Source organism: Streptomyces sp. GD-15H (assembly GCF_045291515.1).
In the GTDB taxonomy this organism is placed as follows: Bacteria; Actinomycetota; Actinomycetes; order Streptomycetales; family Streptomycetaceae; genus Streptomyces.
In genome coordinates this window covers 8,121,884-8,139,268 of record NZ_CP149447.1, presented here as the reverse complement: position 1 = coordinate 8,139,268, position 17,385 = coordinate 8,121,884, and the positions used below count along the sequence as shown (strand labels likewise).

Genomic DNA, 17,385 nt, shown 5'->3' with positions numbered 1-17,385 from the left:
CGCGCAGGACCAGTCGGTCGGGGCCGTTCCCAGCGGCCCCGGCGCCTCCCTCCCGGGAACCGCCGGGGCCATCCGGGTGTCCGGCGCACCTAACGCGAAGAAAGGTACTTTTCGACGCCCGGGGCCGGGTGCGCTTCCTCGGCGTTCACCACGCTGCCGACCGCCTCCGCGTCGGGCTTCAGCACATACGTCTCGACGCTCGCCGGACGGTCGGCCTCGGAGAAGTTCTGCGCGGTGCCGAGGCCTGTGTCGGCGTTCTTCTGGGAGCGGTGCGCCTTGACCACGTCCTCGCGGCTGAGGCCGCCCGCCTCGCAGGCCGCCTTCAGGTCGGCGCCCATGAGCTGCGCGGCGTTGTAGCCGGACAGCACCCCGGAGTCGACCGGCGAGTCCGGGTACTTCTTCTTGTACGACGCCACCATGCGTTCGACGCCCGGCAGTTCGGAGCTGACGGCGGGCGCGGCGCTCACGATGTGCAGCATGGCCGCCAGCGCCGGCGCGGCGGGGGTCTCCATCAGCTGGGGCGCATAGCCCGGCGCGCTGCTGACGACGGGGACGCGCAGGCCGCGGGAGGCGGCGACGCCCACGAGAGAGGCCGTCTGGGCGGGTCCCGCGCTGATCAGGACGGCCTTCACGCCCTCCTTGCGCAGGGCCGAGACCTGAGCGGACAGGTCGGTGTCCGTGGCCTGGATCTTCTGGCCGGCCACCTTCAGCCCGGCCTGCTTCGCCGCCCAGGTGGAGCCTTCCAGCGCGTTGGCGCCGTAGTCGCCCTCGAAGTAGACGTGGCCGATGGTGTCGCCCTTCTTCAGCCCCTTGGTGCGGGTGAGGAAGTCGACCGCGGCGATCATGTCGACGTCGTAGGTGGTGCCGAGGACCTGGATGGCGTCCCTGCCGAGCAGGGAGGCCGCCCAGGCCTGCGGGAAGGTGAGCATCCGGTCGCGCTCGATGTCGTCGAGCAGGGCGGCGACGACCGGCGAACCGATGACCTGCGGCAGGGCGACGACGTCCGGGGCGATGTCGGCGTAGGCGGTGACCGCCTTCTGCACGTCGTAGCCGTGGTCCTTGACGACGATCTCCACCTTGCGGTCGCAGATGCCGCCGTCGGCGTTGGTCTCGTCGGCCCACATCTGCTGGGCCTGCACGATGCTCTTGCCGAGTGTGGCGTAGGGGCCGGTCAGGTCGGTGAGTGCGCCCAGCCTGATGGTCTCGGCGCTGACGCCGGGCCGGCGGCGACGCCGCCGGCGGCGTCGCCGCCCCCGTTGCCGTCGTCCGCCTTGGAGCTGCATCCGGTGGCCGCGAGCAGCAGGACGAGAGTGCCGGCGAGCGCGGCGGGGGCGGTGCGGCGCCGGTCGCGGGGCCGGTGATGCGTGGTGTTCACGGGGTGTGCTCCTTGGATCGTGCGGCTGCGGCCGGTTGCGGTGGTGAAGGGACTGGGTCGGCCGGGTCCGTGGCGGGGGCACGGGGGCGGCTGCGTCGTACGCGGTCGCGGACCCGGCGGGCCAGGCCGTGCAGCCCGTCGGGCGCGTACAGCAGGACGAGGACGATCGCGGCGCCGTAGAGATAACGGGCGGCCTCGGTGGGACCCACGGAGCCCTCGCCCGAGCCGGGGGCGGCCACCAGCGGGAGCTGGTCGGCGTAGCGGGTCATCAGCAGCGGGAGCGCGGTGACGAACACGGCGCCCGCGGTGGCTCCGGCGACGGAGCCGAGCCCGCCGATGACGATCATGGCGAGGTAGTCGACGGAGAGGACCAGGGAGAAGTAGTCCGGGACGACCCGGCGGAAGGAGAGTGCGAGGAGCACGCCCGCCAGGCCCGCGTACATGGACGACACCACGAAGGCCGCCGAGCGGTGGCGGGCGACGTCGACGCCCATCACCGCCGCCGCGGTCTCGCTGTCGCGCAGGGCGGCCAGTGCCCGCCCGGGACGTCCGCGCAGCAGGCCGCGGGCGGTGAACCAGGTGAACGCGAACAGCGCCAGGCCCAGGAACCACAGCCGCTCCTCGGCACCGAACGGCACCCCGAGCATGGTCAGTTCGGGGTCGCTTTCCCCGAAGGTGAAGCCGCCGAGGGTGAGCGGGGGCACGGAGCGGCCGTTGAATCCGCCGGTGACGGAGTCGGCGGTCAGCAGCACATGGTGACCGAGGAAGACCAGGGCGAGGGTGGCGATGCCCAGGTAGATGCCCTTCACCCGGGCGGCGACGGGGCTGAACAGCCCGCCCGCCGCTCCGGTGAGCGCCACGGCGAGGAGTGCGGCGAGGGCCGGGGGCAGTCCCGGTCCGGGCTCGCCCGCCAGATAGGCGTAGCCGTAGGCGCCGACGGCGAGGAAGAAGGCGTGGCCGAGGGAGAGTTGTCCCGCCGTTCCGGTGAGCAGGGCGAGGCCGACGGCGCCGATGGCCGCCGCCATGGAGAACAGGCCGATGCGGAGCCAGAAGGCGTCCAGGTAGAACGGCGGGAGGCACAGGACGGCGGCGAGGAGCAGGATCCGGGCCGGGCGGCGGGTCAGGACTCCGAGGAGGCGGTCAGACACGGGCCGCTCCCTTCGCGCCGAGCAGTCCGGTGGGCCGTACCAGAAGCACCAGCAGCATCACGGCGTACGGGGCGACGTCGCCGAAGCCCTCACCGAGGACGTGCAGGTCGGACTGGTGGCCGACGACCAGCGCCTCGGTCAGTCCGATGAGCAGGCTGCCCGCGAGGGCGCCGGTCGGGGAGGCCAGCCCGCCGAGGATCGCGGCCGGGAACGCGTTGAGGGCGATCTGGCCGGTGGTGCGCTCCAGGCCCGGTGCCGGGAACGCGGCGAGAAACACCGCGGCCAGCGCGGCGAGCGCGCCCGCCAGGCACCAGGCGCCTGCCCGCACCCGGCTGAGCCGTACGCCCATCAGGGCGGCGGCCTCCAGGTCCTCCGCCGCCGCCCGCAGGGACAGCCCCCACGAGGTGAACCGGAAGAGCGCGAACACGGCGCCGATGACCACCGCGGACACCACGATCGCCGCGAGCCGGCTGTCGGCGACGGTCACCGGCCCCAGGTCGGTCACCGCGTCGCCCCACGGGTTGCCCAGCGACAGCAGGTCGCCGCCGATGCGCCGGGCCAGGTCGGTCAGCAGGACGATGTCGACGCCGATGGTGACGATGGTCTGCACATGGGCGGAGTGCGCGTCCTGTCCGCCGCGTTGCAGCAGGAACCGGTCGAGTGCGCCCGCGAGGGCCGCGGTGGTGAGGACCGCCAGCGCCAGTGCGCCGGCGAAGCCGAGGTCGTCGTGCAGGACGGCGGTGAGGTACCCGCCGAACAGGAGCAGGGAGCCGTGGGCGAAGTTGAGGACGCCGGACGCCTTGAAGATGACGACGAAGCCGAGGGCGACCAGCGCGTAGACCGCGCCGAGCGCGATGCCGCCGAGGATGCTGTCCAGCAACCCGGTCATGCCGCGTCCTCCCCCTGTGTGTCGGTGCCGAGGTAGGCGCGCAGCACCTCGGGGTCCTGGCGGACCTCGTCGGGAGTGCCGTGGGCGATGGGACGGCCGAAGTCGAGCACGGTGACGTCGTCGGCGAGACGCATGACCAGTCCCATGTCGTGCTCCACCAGGACGACGGAGAGGCCGAGTTCGGACCGCAGTTCGCCCACGACCTCGGCCGTGCGGGCGCGTTCGGCGGAGTTCATGCCCGCCACCGGTTCGTCGAGCAGGAGCACGCGTGGCTCCAGGCAGAGAGCGCGGGCGAGTTCCACACGCTTGCGGTCGCCGTACGGCAGTAGTGCCACAGGGCTGTCGAAGTGGGCGCCGAGACCGGTCAGTTCGGCGATCTCGCGGGCCCGGACGAGGTGCTCGCGCTGTTCACGCACGGCCCGTGGCAGGCGCAGCGCGCCGGCGGCGAAGCCGGCGCGGGACAGGGCGTGGCGGCCGAGCATCAGGTTGTCGGCGACCGTGCCGTGGGTCGTGACGATGTTCTGGAAGGTGCGGGCCACGCCGAGCGCGGCGATGCGGTGCGGGGCGAGCCGGGTCAGCTCGGTGTCGCCGAGCCCGACCGTGCCGGCGGCCGGACGGCACAGGCCGGACAGTACGTTGAAGCAGGTCGACTTGCCGGCGCCGTTGGGGCCGATGAGCGCGTGCACCGAGCCGGGTTCGACGGTGAAGGAGACCGCGTCGAGTGCGGTGATTCCGGCGAAGCGCACGGTGACGCCCCGTACGTTGAGCACGGGGGGCGCGGTGGTGGTGCGGTCGTTCACGCGGCCCCCTGGTCCTCGGCCGCCTCGCCCAGGTAGAGGCGGCGTACGGCGTCGGTGCGGGCGAGTTCGTCGGCGGGGCCGGACAGGCGGGTCTCGCCGACCTCGAGGACATGGGCGTGATCGGCGAGGGAGAGTGCCATGCCCGCGTTCTGTTCGACCAGGAGCACGGCGGTGCCCTGGGTGTTGATCTCGCGGATCACCTCGGCGATCCGGTACACCATCTGCGGTGCCAGGCCGAGGGAGGGCTCGTCGAGGAGCAGCAGCCGGGGGGCGGCCATCAGGGCGCGGCCGATGGCGAGCATCTGCTGCTCGCCCCCGGACAGCAGGCCCGCGGCCTGCTGGGTGCGCTCGGCGAGCCGGGGAAGAGCGCGAACACACGCTCCCGAGCCTCGTGGACCTGTTTCCGGCCGCGCCTGCCGAGTCCCAGACCACCGCTGCGAAGGTTCTCGTCGACTGTGAGCCCGGCGAACACCCGCCGTCCCTCGGGGACTTGGACGACCCCGGCGCGTACCGCCGTCACCGGGTCCTTGCCGTCGAGGACGGTGTCGCCACAGCGGATACGGCCGGCCGTGATCGTGCCACGGTGCAGGCGCAGCGTGCCGGACACGGCGCGCAGCAGGGTCGTCTTGCCCGCGCCGTTGGCGCCGAGCAGGGTGACGACGCCGCCGTGCGGCACGGTCAGGGACACGGAGCGGAGGGCGGACAGGGCTCGCCCGTACGTCACGTCGACGTGCTCGACGCACAGCGCGGGCCGGTCGTCGGGTGGTGCTTCGGGCATCACGGCTCCTCGGGGCCGTACCGCACGGCGGCGACGGCTTCGGCGGGAAGGGGAGCTCACGACAGCACGGGCGCGGGCAGGCGGTACAGGTCCCGGGCCCCGCCCGCTGCGACGTCCCAACGGGGGTGGCCGTGGGTTGTGCGGCTGCCCAGGGCAGGGGTGCGCGGCTGTCCGAAGCCGTGGGCCCGCGGCTGGATACGGTTGCCCGGGGTCGAGGGCCGACGGCCGGGGGCTCAGCCGCGCGCGCGGAGGTAGGCCTCCAGCTCGGCGGCCCCGGTCAGCATGGTCCGCCCGCGGGCGGACAGCCGACCGTGCCAGTCGTGCAGTGCGGCCTCCAGCGGCTCCGGCCCGCCGGCCGACCGCACCTGCGCGATGAGCGGGGCGATCTGCTCCAGCAGGTAGCCGCCCCGCCTGAGTTGGTGGGTCAGCCGGGCGTCCCGTACGTCGGCCTCCTCGTAGACGCGGTATCCCGTCACCGGGTCGCGGCGCGGGCTCACCAGCCCGGCCCGCTCCCACTTGCGCAGCGTCGCGGGCCGGATGCCGAGCTCCCCCGCCAGCGGCCCGATGAACCGTCCGCCGGTCCCGGGCACCGCCGTATCGGGTTCGGCCGCCGTGTCGGGTTCGGCCGCCATGGGGGGTGCCAGGTCGCCGAGGGCGCTCTCCACCGCCTGCAGTGTCCGCCGGTCGTCGAGCAGTTGGGCGTGGCTCTCGTCGACGATCCGCAGCGCCTCATCGACCGCGCCCCGGTTCACGGCCCGCATGATCGATCCCGCCGCCGCGTGGCCGTGGCCGGGTACCAGGGCGAGGAAGGCGCGCAGGGCACGCGCGTGCAGCGGGGTATAGGTGCGGTAGCCATGGGGCGTGCGGCCGGCGGGCGGGAGGATGCCGGCCTCCTCGTAGTTCCGGACGGCCTGCGTGGACAGACCGTGCCCGCGTGCCAGGTCGATCGGCCTGAGTCGTTCCCCGCTTTGAAGGTTTCGTCCCACGAACCCGACGATATCGCGGGAAGGTTTCCACTGGAAGTTCAACGATAGCGTTGATGGCATGCCTACTGACATCAAGGACACCGCCCACGCCGTCGACGCCGCCGCCGTCATGGAGCTGCTCGGGGCTCGGCCGCGGGTGCTCGCCCTCGGCGAGCCCACACATGGCGAGGACACTCTGCTCGACCTGCGCAACGACGTCTTCCGGCAGCTCGTCGAGCAGGAGGGCTACCGGACCGTCGCGATTGAGAGCGACTGTCTGATGGGCCTGGTCGTGGACGACTACGTCACCTCGGGCACGGGCACCCTCGACGAGGTCATGGAGCGCGGATTCAGTCACGGGTTCGGCGCGTCCGCGGCCAACCGCGCACTCGTGCGTTGGATGCGGGAGTACAACGACGGCCGGCCCGTGTCCGAGCGGCTCCGCTTCGCCGGTCTCGACGGTCCGCTGGAGATCACCGGCGCCGCGAGCCCCCGGCAGGCCCTCACCGCGCTCCACGGCTACCTCGCCGCCCGGGTCGCCCCGGATCTGCTGCCCTGCACCGCGGAAACGCTGGACCGCCTGCTCGGCGCCGACGACCGGTGGACCCATCCCGCCGTCATGATGGACCCGGCCCGGTCCGTGGGGCAGTCGGCAGAGGCCGGGGAGCTGCTGCTGCTCGCCGACGACCTGGTGGCGCTGCTCGACGCCGAGACGCCGCACCTGATCGCGGCGACCTCGCGGGACGACTGGGACCGGGCGCGCCTGTACGGGCGCACCGCCACCGGCCTGCTGCGCTACCACTACTGGCTGGCCGGCACCTCACCGGGCCGCATGACACGGCTGCTGGGCCAGCGGGACCGGATGATGGCCGACAACCTCCTCGCCCTCGCCGAACGGGGCCCGACCCTGGTCTTCGCCCACAACAGCCATCTCCAGCGGGACAAGAGCACGATGCGCATGTGGGATCAGCCGCTGCTGAAGTGGTGGAGCGCCGGCGCGCTCGTGAGTGCCCGCCTGGACGAGGAGTACGCCTTCCTGGCCACGGCCCTCGGCACGATCCGACACCGGGGAGTGGACACCCCGCCGGCGGACACCGTCGAAGGACTCCTGTACGCGCTCCCGGAGGACCGCTGCGTCGTCGACGGCACCCGGTTGGCCGGTCTCCTCGGCGACCGGCCGCCCGTCCCCCGGGAGTCCCCCTGGTTCGGCTACATGCCGCTCGACCCGGCCCACCTGACCGAGATCGACGGGGTGGTGTTCGTCAAGGACGTCCCGCAGGGCTAGTAGGGCTTTGTTAGGTCCTGTGGTGTGGTTCTGGTGTCGGTGCGGGCCGGCCGCATATCGAGCAGGCGCCGGCCCAGGTGGCCAGGAGGGCCTGGAGTTCGCGGAGGACCGCGTACAGGGTCAGGCCGGCGCAGGGACTTTTGGGTCGAGTCGCAGCAGGGTACAGAACGCCTGGGCGAGGGAGGCGAGGGTGGTGTGCCGGTGCCAGCCGGAGTAGTTGCGGCCCTCGAAGTGGTCCAGGCCCAGGCCGTCCTTGAGCTCGCGGTAGTCGTGCTCAACTCTCCAGCGGATCTTGGCGATCCGGACCAGGTCACGCAGCGGGGTGTCGGCAGGCAGGGTGGACAGCCAGTAGTCGGTGGGCTCGGCGGAGCCCGGTGGCCACTCGGCCAGCAGCCAGCACTCGGGCAGGGAGCCGTCGGCGAAGCGGCGGATGGTGCGGTTGGCGGGGCGGACCCGCAGCGCCAGGAAGCGCGAGCGCATCTCGGCGCGGGGGTTGTGCTTGCCGACCCTGCTGCCCTGGCGCCAGGTCACCGTCCGCACCACCGACCTTCCTGCATCCAGGGCGAGTTGGCGCAAGGTGGTGTGCGGCTGGGGGTAGGTCGGGACGGGTGGGCGACCCCGACCGGAGTACGGCGGGCGCTCGGGGACCGCGTCACCCGGGTAAGCGGTGGTGGTGCCCTTGACCGCCACGGCGTAGGCCAGGCCGCGCTCGGTCAGCCCCTCGCGAAAGCCGGTGGCATCCCCGTATCCCGCGTCGGCGACGACCGGCAGGTCCGGCAGTTCCCAGTCCCCGCGCACTTCGTCGAGCATGTCCAGGGCCAGGCGCCACTTCTCCCGGTGCCGCTCGGCCTCGGGGATGCCGGCCCTGGCACGTCGGTGCCGGATCGCCTCCGCCAGCAGCACATCGCCGGCGTGCTGGGCGTCGTCCCAGCTCTCGGGCAGGAACAGGCGCCAGTCGACGGCCGCCGAGGCGCGGTCGGACACCAGGTTGACGCTGACGCCGATCTGGCAGTTGCCGCGCTTGCCCAGCGCGCCGCAGTACATCCGGGCCACCCCCGGGGAGTCGTAGCCGTCCTTGGGGAAGCCCACGTCGTTCGATGGCGTACGCCTCCGGCGAGATGTGGGCGGCGGCCCAACGGGCCATCCGCTCACGGACCTTGACCCAGTCCCAGGTGGAGGAGGAGACGAACTGCTGGAGTTGCTGGTGGTCCACGCCCAGGCGTTCGGCCATCGGCTGCATCGACTTGCGCTTGCCGTCCAGCATCAGCCCACGCAGGTACAGCTCACCCTTGGCCCGCTGGTCCCGCCGCGGCAGCGAGCCCAGCATCTCGGCCGCGAACGCCTCCAGGCGCGGGCGGACCGTCTCCATCTCCTCCGGTGTCACACCCGAAAGAAGATCACAACACTACCTACGCACGAACAATCGGGGTACCTAACAAAGCCCTACTAGGGGCTTGACCTTGTCGACGGCCACCGAAGTACGAGGTGTGTAGGCGAACTTGACGTTGGCCGCGCCCTTCCAGTTGACGAAGTCGACGCGGAGGCTGTGCTTGCCCTTCGGGATAGTCACGTTGACGGTCTTGGAGACGGTCTTGGACACGTCCTTCCACATGTCGAACTTGCGGACGCCGTCGAGGTAGACGCGGATGCCGTCGCGGGAGGAGGCGGTGAACGTGAAGGGGCCACCGGAGCCGAAGTCACGGGTCACGGACCAGCGGACGCCGAAGTTGTTGGCGGGCATGCCCTTGTAGCCGGGTGCGCGGATGCCCCAGTTCTCGTTGATCACAGAGTCGCAGTCCGTGCGCTTGGGAGTCCCGGAGAAGGTGGTGTTCGCGTAGAACGTCCGCTTGAAGACGGGAGACGCGCAGGTCACGGCGGCAGAGGCGGGAGTGGCCGCGGTGAGCAGGCCGCCCGTGGTGGCGAGCACGACGCCGCTGGCGATGGCGACAGTTGTGCCTCTGGGTCGGGTCATACGTTCCTCCGGTCGTGATCGGCGGCGGGACTTCGCCGCCGATCATGACACGTGAGGAACGCGCTTGGTTGTACGCCGATACCCAGGCAGGACACCGTTACGGGACTCGCTGCCATTGAACGGAGAGGCACTGATGCCCCTATGGATGTCAAGTAGCGGTTGCGGCACGTGCGCGGCTGGCTGCGGGGCTCGGAGTGGCGAGGAGCCGGTAGACCTCCCGTGCGATGTAGCGCTTGAGGCAGCGGATGACTTCTCGGCGCGTCTTGCCCTCGGCAAGGCGTCGCTGCAGGTAGTTCCGGGTGCGGTCGTCCCAGCGCAGGCGGCTGAGGACGATCCGGTAGAGGGCGGCGTTGGCCTGGCGGTCGCCGCCGCGGTTGAGCCTGCGGCGCTGGGTCTTGCCGGAGGACGCTTCGACCGGGCTGGTGCCGCACAAGGCCGCGAACGACGCCTCGCCGGTGAGGCGTTCAGGGTTGTCACCTGCGGCGATGAGCAGGGCCGCGGCGCTGTCCGGGCCGACGCCGCGTACGTCGAGCAGACCGGGCGAACTTGCCTTGACGGCCTCGGCTATCCGCTGGTTCAGGTCGCCGATCTCTTCGGTCAGGTGCTGGATTCGGCGGGCCTGGCAGACGCAGGGTGTGCCGGGCAGCTGTAGCAGGCCCGGCCGCGTCCGGAGCTTCCAGTGCGGCGCACCCAGCACGGCGGCCACCCTCCGGGTGGAACCCTGGTGCGTCGCCAGCAGAAACCGCAGACGGGCCTCGCTGCTTGAGGGAACGGGCCGGGTGCGCAACGCGTGCTCCAGCCCCTGCTCGATCTGCCCCACGTCCGCCTCCCCCAGCGGCCGGCCGACAGGGCCGGCATTCTGCGGCCCCTAGCGTCCGTTCTCCCACGCTGCCCACCCCTGACCGTCGGTTCCGGCATTCGCGAGACAGCACCAGCCGGCGTCGGCTACGAGAGCCCGGGGAGAGTACCGATGACAGGGCGGCTACGCCCACTCCACGCCGAGCTCACGCAGTTGGCTTCGTGCACTGCTCACAGCAGCATTTGTCCACCGGTCGGGGAGGCGCTGGGCGATCCGAGCGCGTGCCGATGTTCATGGAGAATGACGGCACTCCGGGGCCGCGAGCGCGGGGACGGTCGGCTGCGGCTGCTTGGCGTTTGCCCGATGCGCTGCGTGCGGGCTGCGGCGATCGGTTGACGGCATCGGGTCCGCTGTCGGCGAACCCGCCTGGGTGTTCGGCGTTCGCGGTGCTTGGGTGTCGGGATGGAGATCTTGGTTCTGGGCGGGACGGCGTGGGTGGGCCGGGAGCTGTCGCGGCAGGCGATCGAGCGCGGTCATCGGGTGACGTGCCTCGCCCGCGGCGAAAGCGGAGAAGTCGCAAACGGAGCGGTGCTGGTGGCCGCCGACCGAAGTGATCCTTCGGCGTACGCGCCGCTGCTCGACCGGGAATGGGATGCGGTCATCGAGGTGTCATGGCAGCCGGGCTTCGTTGGTGCGGCGCTCAACGCACTGGGCGGCCAGGCCGGGCACTGGGTCTATGTCTCCTCCGGCAACGCCTACGCCTCCCATGCCACGCCGGACGCGGACGAGTCCGCGGCCCTCCTTGCTCCCACCGACCGCAGCGAGGTCGACCGCGCATTGTACGGTGAGGCGAAGGTTGCCTGCGAGCAGACGTCCACGGCCGCCGTGGGCGACCGCCTGCTCATCGCGCGCGCCGGTCTCATCGGCGGCCCGGGCGATCACAGTGGACGCTCCGGCTACTGGGTGGCCCGTGCCGCCCGCGATCCGCAAGGGCCGCTGCTGGTTCCCGACACACCGACCATGCCGACCCAGGTGGTCGATGTGCGGGACCTCACCGCCTGGCTGCTCGACGCCGCGGAGACGGGAAGCATCGGTACCTACAACGCTGTCGGTCCGGTCGTTCCGTTCGGAGAATGGATCGAGTTGTGCCGCGCCATTGGCGGGCACACCGGTCCGGTGATCACCGCCGACTCGGCATGGCTGCTCGCGCACGGGGTGGCCCAGTACATGGGGCCCGAGTCGCTGCCGATGTGGCTGGTCGCGCCGGGCTGGGAAGGATGGTCGGCCCGCAACGGCTCTGCGGCGCGCGCCGCGGGGCTGCGTCATCGGCCCCGGGCGGAGATGCTGGCCGACACGCTGCTCTGGGAACGCGAACAGGGTCTGGACCGGACAAGACGGGCCGGTCTCAGCGCCCAACGCGAGCGAGAGTTGCTCGATGCTCTGGGCTGACGGCTTCGGGCCGCTGCTGTGTGCACCGCACCTTGGTGCTGTCGCGGCCTGGTGCCTGCTGCGGTCTCCCGCATCGTCATGTCGGCTCGGTGGTCGTGCCGGATCGCGGCGTACGGCTCAACCTTCGACCTGGGTTCCGCGTAATTCCGCGGCCTGGAGACGCGAATCTGGGGTGTGACCTGGGCGGACATGGGTGAGAGCACCTGAGAGGCGTTTCTCTAGGTGCTGATGTTCGCGCAGGTCAGCGGGCTTCCTGCGACGGTCGGCGGGGTGGCAGTCCGACCGCCAGGTTCGATCTACACGATAGAGGCCCAGGGCTTCACTCGGCGTACAGGTGGCGTTTTGTGCCGCCCTGCGGTGCTTTGATGGGGCGAGCTGCTGGGGCATTGTCGGCCGACCAGCATGGTCTGGCGCTTTGCTGACCTGCGCGTTTCTCTATGCCTAGAGAAACGCGCCACCGATGCGCTCCTACCTGTTTTCGCAGGTCACCAGCCTGTTCGAGCCTCTAGGCGTGACGAATTACGCGGAACGCAGGTTCGACATCCGCGGCATGACCAGCACTTTTCACCAGGAGCACCCCGATGCTGCCGTCGCGTGCCGCCACGCCGCCGCGTCCCGGCCGAAGAGCCCGGGCCGGCCACGTACCGTGCGCTCCCTCCGCGCCCTGGTGCCGCGCCCGGCGCGCGAATCCCAGCCGGGGCTGCCGGAGGGTGTGCGGCGAGCTGCTCGTGCCGGGGGGTGGAGGTGGCCGCCTCGGCGTCGTGGTTGCGGACGCGGTCAAGCTGGCCCGTGCCAAAGAACCTCACGGATTGGCGGACGACATGCTGAGGGTCGAGGAGCTGGAGGCCGTGCTGCCGTCGATGACACGGTGGCGCGCGGCGGCGCGGCGTAGCGTGGACTGGGCCGCCCTCGAGGCGGACCTCGGGACGGCACTGCTCTCGGACTTCCGCTCGCTGGCGGAGGCGTACCCATTGCTGCTCATCGACGATTTCCTCGCGGTGTCCGTTCCCCGGCCCGGGGGCGAGGCGTTGTGGGCGTCCGCGTCCAGGGAGGACGAGATCCTTCAGGATCTGTACGAGATGGGCGACACCGAGGACTGCGTCCCCTTTCCGCAGCCGGGAGGCCTGATCAGCTGGGCGGAGTCCAATTCGGGGGACTGCTTCTGCTGGAGGACGAGCCCTGCGGACCCGGACGCATGGCCGGTGGTCGTCCGCACGGACAACGGCGAGTGGATTGAGTTCCCGGTTGGTGCCGTCGAGTTCCTGGCCGGCGTGTACGGGCGGACCCTCCACGTGCCGGGCATGCCCGGGAACTGCCCCAGTGACTTCCCGCAGGTGCTGGGCCTGAGCGACCGCATCGACTGAGCGGCGGGACCCCGGGAGGAGTCCTCACCGACCGGTGAATAAGGGGCCCCTGCGTGCGGTTCCGGCATTCGCGAGGCAGCACCAGCCGGCGTCGGCTTCCAGCCCGACCCGCCCGCCGCACGCCAGTACCATCCGCCTGGTTCCGGCAGCCGCCGACGGCGACGCCCTGGATTGGGCGATCGGCCAGGGGCCTGGACCGCGTTCCGACGACCAGCAGGCGCGCTTACGCCCACTCCATGCCGAGTTCGGCGAGTGCGGCGCGCTGTTCGGGGGTGAGTTTGTCTCGCCTGGACTTGGTGTTGGAGACCCACACGCCGAGCCGGACGGCCACGGGTTCCGTCTCGCCGTCGACCGTGATCTCCTCAGCGTGGCCGCGCGGTACCGGTCGCTGGCCTTCCCGTTCCACCCACTGCGCGAGGGCCGCCAGGCCGCGCTGGAACGCCGCCTGGGCCTTGCTGGAGCCCTTCGCCGCACGCGCGGCTGCCGGGGCGCCAAACGGCGTCTGGGCGGGCTGCACGCCCAGCTTCGACAGCCGTTCCTGCTGCTCGCTCGACAGCTGTGCCCAGGTGGCCGGCTGCTTGTGCCGCTGAAGCCATCGCCCGATGTGATCGCCGTCCATCAGCACGCCGGGTGCGATATCGGGCAGGTGGCCGTCGGTGTCGACCAGGTCGGCGAGGACACGGTAGTGGCGCTGTCAGTCCAGCGGCCAGGGACAGTTCCAGTCCGCGTCGATCGCGGTCAGCTGCTGTGCGCGCACGGCGGCCCGCTCCGGGTCCTTCCCGAGGCCGCCCTTGCGGCGGAGGTTGGCCATGTGCTGCCCGATGGGCACCATCGCCTCGTCCTCACCCCACACCGCGTCCTGACGGGGTGCGAGGTGTCCGGTGGCCCGCCGGTAGGACCGGAGCACGGCGAGCTTCGTCTCCCACGCCTCCTCGCCGGGCTCCCAGACCATCCCGGCCTCCGGCGCGTCCAGCAGGATCTTGCGCCGCTCCTCAAGCTGCCCGGCCCGCAGCGCCTTCCGCTGCTGGTGCACCCACCTCCCCAGGGAAAGTCCTTCGTGACCCCGACCTCGGTCTCGACGTCGTAGGGGACGGCGTGCAGGCCGGTGATGCCGTTCTCGGCCCGCCAGCGGATGAGGGCTTGATAGCCCTCCAGCCACACCAGCGATTCCGGCCGGTACACCCGGGTGCGCAGGAACGCCGCAATCGTGCTGGCGTCCCGGGGGAGGAGAAGTGCAGCAGGGCCGATTCGGCGGCGGCCTGCGCGTCGTCCTGCTCCTGGTCCTCCCCGTCGCCGCCGGCGCCGATGATCCGCCCGTCCTCATCGCGCCTCACGTGCACTGTGCGCTGTCCGCTGGTGAGAGCACGGGAGGCGAGCTGTTCCACGAGGCGTTCATCGTGACAGCGCAGGCCCTGGAGTACGGTTACAAGAGGGCGGAAGCTGGCGGAGGCGACCATGTCGGTCGGGTCCTCGCCGGGCTGAAGGAACACCGGCACGATGATCCGCGCGACCTTGGTGGAGCCGTCCCGGTTGAGCCGCAGGGCCCGGCCGATGTTTTGCACGATCTCCACCTGCGAGCCGCGGGTGTCGGCGAAGCAGATCGCCTCCACGCCCCGTTCGCCGGTGATGTCCACGCCCTCCCCGAGCACGCGACAGCTCGCCAGGAACGCGCGGTGGACGCGCCGGCCCGTGGCGTCGATGCCGCCAGCGAACTGCCGGATAACTTCGCGCCGTTCGGACACCAAATGGTCGCCGCACAGCCACGCCGACCACACCCGGTCCGACGGGACGTGACGGCCGGCCCCAGCTCGTAGAACTCCGCGTCGATCGACGACGCGGGGAGCCGATCTGCGGCCGCCAGGTCGTCGTCGGAGGCGTCGCCTGCGTACAGCTCCGCGGCCGTCTGCGGCAGCTTGTCCGCGAACACAGCGGTCACCTACACCTTCTGATGGAAGGTCATGACCGTGCGCAGGTTGTACGCCGCCGCGTGCTCCAACAGTGCGGTCTGCAGCAAGGCGAGGCGCCGGCCCCGCTGCGCCTCCTCCGACTCCCCGAGGACCGGCGAAGGGTCGCGGATCTCCAGCATGTCGATCTCGAACCCGGCGAGGATGCCCCGCTCGATCGCCTCCGAGAGCCCGAGTTCGGCCAGCCACGGCCCGTACGTCCCGTCCGGGTCGTCGGCCATGCTCGCGATCTCCAGCGCCTGGCCGCTCGTGCCCTGCTGCGGCCGGGGCGCCGCGAGGATGCGCGGGGTGGCGGTCAGGTACAGCCGGAAGTCGGCCGGGATGCGGGCGTTGTCGTGGATCGCCGCCCACGGCCTGCCAAGATCCCCTGCGGTTGAGTGGGCTTCGTCCACGATGGCGAGGTCGAAACCGCTCATCCGCTGCCCGTACAGGAGCTCCCCGCCCGCCAAGGCAGCCTCCAGCGGCCCACGCACCTTCCTCTGGCCCAAGGGGTCCTCTGGGTCCTCGCGATCCACGAGAGAGGCGTACGTGGCGAACACGACGACGGGCCCGCTCCCGGCCCACAGGGCGAGCTGGATCGCGTTGGTGGTGGTGCGCACCCCGAGCCGCTCCAGGACCTCGTCCTTCTCCAGCGAGCACACCGCGACCATCGGGGAGCGGTGGCCCACCAGCCGCCACGCCTCAGCGGTCTGTGCGAGCAGATCCAGGGTCGGGACGGTCACCAGGATCCGGCCGCCCGGGTGCGATCTCTCGGTTTCGGGACAGTGGGGTGAGAGACAGCGGGGCCTGGGCGTGTTGATGCTGGTGGGTGGCGGTTTCGGGGCGTAGGGCCACTGTCATGAGGGTGAGAGTTCCGTGGGTATCGCTGTCGCGGGGGTGTTATCGCGTGCGGGGTGACGCTGTCTCAGTTTCGTGAGTTCTGATCCACTGGCCGGCGAGTGTTGGTCTGCTCGGGGGTGTGGATGAGGGATGTCGGTGTGAGTCGGCTGGCCTCACAGGTCAGCGCAGGATGAGCAGGACGGCCAGTGCGATGAGCAGCGAATCGATCCTGTCCAGCAGCCCGCCGGAGCCGGGCAGCCAGCGGCCGGCGTCCTTGGCCTGCGCACCTCTTTTGATCATGGATTCGAGAAGGTCGCCGGCTGGGCCGCCGACCGCCACCGCAACCGCCATCGGCCAGTTCAAAACAGACAGCACGGCGAGCACGGCGAGGCCGGCCGCGGCCCCGACCACAGTGCCGCTCCACCGCTTGGCCGGTGACAGTGGCGACAGTCGCGGGCCGCCGAGCCCCTGACCGGCGAAGTACGCCGCGATGTCGGCGATCGAGACCGCCACGAACAGTACGAGCGCGCTCGCCCCGAGCGGCACCAACGCGGCCAGCACGCTCAGCCAGGCCAGCCCGAGCAGGCCGGCACCGAGCCGGTGCAGGCCATGGCCGGCATCGCCGGCCAGGAGCGGCACCGCGGCCACCGCAACTGAGCTTTGCGCTTCAAGGTGGGGTCTGTAAGGGCGTCAGGACCAGTCCGGTCCCGGCGATGAAGCCGTCGAGGAGTGCTGGGCGGTACTGCATGCGTTTGAGTCGGGTCCGGGTGTGCGCGGCAAGCTGATCGGTGCTGCAGGACGCCAGGTTGGCCAGGGACTTCTTCAGGTGCGCCCACACGCCTTCGGCCGGATTGAGGTCCGGGGCGTACGACGGGAGGCGGAAGACCGTCAGCCACCGACGCCCCTCGAGCAGTTCGCGCATGGCATGGTCGGTGTGCTGGGTGGAGTTGTCCCACACCAGGACGACCGGCCGACGGCCGAGCTGCCGGTGGGCGGCGTCCAGCAGGGCAGCGAGGTCCGGTTCCCTGAAGCCGGTCTTCTCGCCCCTGCGGTGGGGATGGCGGACCAGCATGCGATAGACCAGCCGGGTACGCGCGGCCGGGCGGCAGCACACCACGGCGGCCAGGGAGATGCGGCCGGAGCCCTTGCCGCTCACCCGCACCACCGGGGTGATTCCGCGCCGGGACCAGGTCCTGGCCTTGGGCGGACGCAGGCCCTGCCCGGCCTCGTCGGCGAAGCACAGCCAAGCGCCCTGGTCCCTCACCGTCGTTCCACGCGCGGCCACACTCCCCCGCAAGCGGGGGCACCCCCACCCGCACCCAGGTGGCCACCGCCTCCTCGTCCCGCTCGGCGGCCCGGTGCGCCGGCATGCGCACCGTCCAGCCCATCTGGTGCAAGATCCTCGAGGTCTGCGCGACGCTCAGCGAGACGTGGAAACGCCGGCCCAGGACCGTGGCCACCCGCGCCAGCGTCCACCGCTGGTCCTCCACCCAGCCGTGCGCCGCCGGCCCCCGTTCCAGCTCTGCCGCCAGCCACGCCCGCCACTCCGGCCTGATCCGGCTCGGCCGGCCGCTGGGCCCCTTGGAGCGCAAGGCCTCCACGCCCCCTGTCTCCCAGCGGGCGTGCCAGGCGTAGGCCGACTTGCGCGACACCCTCAGTCGCCCGGCCGCCTCCGGCGGCCGCACCCCTTGCTCGAACATCTCGGCGGCCTCGAACCGCACCCGCTCCCGCCGGTCCCGCTCGGCCGGACTCTGGCCGCCGCTATCGGGATACCTCAT

The 17,385-nt window shown here is 71.5% G+C and carries 8 protein-coding genes and 8 pseudogenes; 3 read left to right on the top strand and 13 right to left on the bottom strand.

Annotation, left to right across the window (positions count from 1 at the left end):
• Positions 1–89: 89 nt before the first annotated feature.
• The 6 genes and pseudogenes from WJ438_RS38585 to WJ438_RS38560 form a co-directional block, all read right to left on the bottom strand.
• Positions 90–1,375 (bottom strand): annotated as a pseudogene (locus WJ438_RS38585) (ABC transporter substrate-binding protein).
• On the bottom strand, positions 1,372–2,523 hold the full coding sequence (locus WJ438_RS38580; protein ID WP_406729260.1) for a branched-chain amino acid ABC transporter permease: 1,152 nt from the start codon (positions 2,521–2,523) through the stop codon (positions 1,372–1,374). Before WJ438_RS38580 ends, WJ438_RS38585 begins: the two are co-directional and overlap by 4 nt.
• The gene (locus WJ438_RS38575; protein ID WP_406729259.1) at positions 2,516–3,412 is read right to left on the bottom strand and encodes a branched-chain amino acid ABC transporter permease; all 897 of its coding nucleotides are present in this window, start codon (positions 3,410–3,412) and stop codon (positions 2,516–2,518) included. The genes WJ438_RS38580 and WJ438_RS38575 overlap by 8 nt, the downstream gene beginning before the upstream one ends.
• Complete coding sequence (locus tag WJ438_RS38570) at positions 3,409–4,212, bottom strand: ABC transporter ATP-binding protein (RefSeq protein WP_406729258.1); 804 nt, start codon at positions 4,210–4,212, stop codon at positions 3,409–3,411. Before WJ438_RS38570 ends, WJ438_RS38575 begins: the two co-directional genes overlap by 4 nt.
• A pseudogene (locus WJ438_RS38565) lies at positions 4,209–4,990 on the bottom strand (ABC transporter ATP-binding protein). The gene WJ438_RS38570 and the pseudogene WJ438_RS38565 overlap by 4 nt, the downstream one beginning before the upstream one ends.
• A gap of 233 nt (positions 4,991–5,223) precedes the next feature.
• Positions 5,224–5,976, bottom strand: a complete 753-nt coding sequence (locus WJ438_RS38560) for a TioE family transcriptional regulator (protein ID WP_406729257.1) — start codon at positions 5,974–5,976, stop codon at positions 5,224–5,226.
• Between the two features lie 58 nt (positions 5,977–6,034).
• Here WJ438_RS38560 and WJ438_RS38555 point away from each other — a divergent pair, with 58 nt between their 5' ends.
• On the top strand, positions 6,035–7,240 hold the full coding sequence (locus WJ438_RS38555) for an erythromycin esterase family protein (RefSeq protein ID WP_406729256.1): 1,206 nt from the start codon (positions 6,035–6,037) through the stop codon (positions 7,238–7,240).
• 120 nt (positions 7,241–7,360) lie between these two features.
• Here the strand turns inward: WJ438_RS38555 and WJ438_RS38550 are convergent.
• The 3 pseudogenes from WJ438_RS38550 to WJ438_RS38540 form a co-directional block, all read right to left on the bottom strand.
• Positions 7,361–8,624 (bottom strand): annotated as a pseudogene (locus WJ438_RS38550) (IS701 family transposase).
• A gap of 63 nt (positions 8,625–8,687) precedes the next feature.
• Positions 8,688–9,212 (bottom strand): annotated as a pseudogene (locus tag WJ438_RS38545) (PA14 domain-containing protein); the annotation flags it as partial.
• A gap of 148 nt (positions 9,213–9,360) precedes the next feature.
• Positions 9,361–9,726: pseudogene (locus tag WJ438_RS38540) on the bottom strand (transposase); the annotation flags it as partial.
• Between the two features lie 747 nt (positions 9,727–10,473).
• Between WJ438_RS38540 and WJ438_RS38535 the strand changes: the two are divergent.
• Complete coding sequence (locus WJ438_RS38535; protein WP_406729255.1) at positions 10,474–11,460, top strand: NAD-dependent epimerase/dehydratase family protein; 987 nt, start codon at positions 10,474–10,476, stop codon at positions 11,458–11,460.
• An 809-nt stretch (positions 11,461–12,269) separates the two neighbouring features.
• Entirely contained in the window at positions 12,270–12,824 is a 555-nt protein-coding gene (locus WJ438_RS38530; protein ID WP_406729254.1) for an SMI1/KNR4 family protein, read from the top strand.
• Between the two features lie 223 nt (positions 12,825–13,047).
• On the opposite strand, the pseudogene WJ438_RS38525 reads toward WJ438_RS38530, so the two are convergent.
• From WJ438_RS38525 to WJ438_RS38510, 4 genes and pseudogenes are all read right to left on the bottom strand, one after another.
• Positions 13,048–15,528 (bottom strand): annotated as a pseudogene (locus tag WJ438_RS38525) (Helicase associated domain protein); the annotation flags it as partial.
• Positions 15,529–15,787: 259 nt separating this feature from the next.
• Positions 15,788–16,258, bottom strand: a pseudogene (locus WJ438_RS38520) (phosphatidate cytidylyltransferase); the annotation flags it as partial.
• Positions 16,259–16,274: 16 nt separating this feature from the next.
• Positions 16,275–16,871 (bottom strand): transposase, encoded by a 597-nt coding sequence (locus tag WJ438_RS38515; protein ID WP_406729253.1) that lies wholly within the window; start codon positions 16,869–16,871, stop codon positions 16,275–16,277.
• A gap of 112 nt (positions 16,872–16,983) precedes the next feature.
• Positions 16,984–17,307: pseudogene (locus WJ438_RS38510) on the bottom strand (helix-turn-helix domain-containing protein); the annotation flags it as partial.
• Positions 17,308–17,385 lie beyond the last annotated feature (78 nt).

Bases quoted from the DNA above. Each gene is read 5' to 3' on its own strand.
- WJ438_RS38535 (WP_406729255.1), top strand. From the start codon at position 10,474: ATGGAGATCTTGGTTCTGGGCGGGACGGCGTGGGTGGGCCGGGAGCTG.
- WJ438_RS38555 (WP_406729256.1), top strand. From the start codon at position 6,035: ATGCCTACTGACATCAAGGACACCGCCCACGCCGTCGACGCCGCCGCC.
- WJ438_RS38575 (WP_406729259.1), bottom strand. From the start codon at position 3,412: ATGACCGGGTTGCTGGACAGCATCCTCGGCGGCATCGCGCTCGGCGCG.